This window comes from Geminicoccus flavidas (assembly GCF_009806515.1).
GTDB lineage: Bacteria > Pseudomonadota > Alphaproteobacteria > Geminicoccales > Geminicoccaceae > Geminicoccus > Geminicoccus flavidus.
Genome location: NZ_WUJP01001131.1, coordinates 1 through 845 on the forward strand (window position 1 = coordinate 1; position 845 = coordinate 845).

At 64.0% G+C, this 845-nt stretch carries 1 tRNA gene and 2 rRNA genes; all 3 read left to right on the forward strand.

The features are described 5' to 3' along the window. Positions 1 to 254 (forward strand): 23S ribosomal RNA (locus tag EQG76_RS31420); the annotation flags it as partial. A 120-nt stretch (positions 255 to 374) separates the two neighbouring features. Further along, a 5S ribosomal RNA gene (rrf, locus tag EQG76_RS31425) occupies positions 375 to 489 on the forward strand. A gap of 52 nt (positions 490 to 541) precedes the next feature. Further along, positions 542 to 618 (forward strand) — tRNA-Met (locus EQG76_RS31430). The last annotated feature ends 227 nt before the right edge of the window (positions 619 to 845 follow it).

Here is an 845-nt window from a genome sequence, read left to right on the forward strand (position 1 = left end):
CGTGAAAGGATCCGTCCTTAGTACGAGAGGACCGGGATGGACAGACCTCTGGTGGGCCGGTCGTGGCGCCAGCCGCGCAGCCGGGTAGCTAAGTCTGGACGGGATAACCGCTGAAAGCATCTAAGCGGGAAACCCACCTTGAAACGACGTCTCCCTATCAGGGCCGTGGCAGACCACCACGTCGATAGGCCGGAAGTGGAAGTGCAGCAATGCATGCAGCTGACCGGTACTAATCGCCCGACCGGCCTCATCATCCCCCACCCCAGCGATCGGCCCGGCACATCAAGCCAGGCCAAAGCATCCCAAAACGTCCCACACACAGTCACCGCCAAGGAGCTGCCCACCACCGCAGCTCCCAAGCGACGTCCTGCCGACCCGGTGGTCACAGCGCGGGTGTCCCACCCGATCCCATCCCGAACTCGGCCGTGAAACCCCGCAGCGCCCATGATACTGTGTCTCAAGACACGGGAAAGTCGGTCGCCGCCGGGTCAGCAGGACGCCGCTCCCCACCAAGGAAAACACCACACACCCAAATACCCGACGCGGGGTGGAGCAGCCCGGTAGCTCGTCAGGCTCATAACCTGAAGGTCAGAGGTTCAAATCCTCTCCCCGCATCCAAAACACAATCACGCACCCAGACCCTGTCGGACAACGACGGGGCAGTCGGCGTTGGAGCGGCGCGGTCACGCAGCACCACCAAAAGCCGGCACCGCAACAGTCCGTTGGTCCTGCCGCGGTATTCTCCTGGCATCGCCCACGCGCAGCCAGGCAGCATCGCGGCCGCAAAGCCCGCCAGTCAGGTCGTCGCCACCAGCCACACCAGCGACCGCACCATCCACCACCAA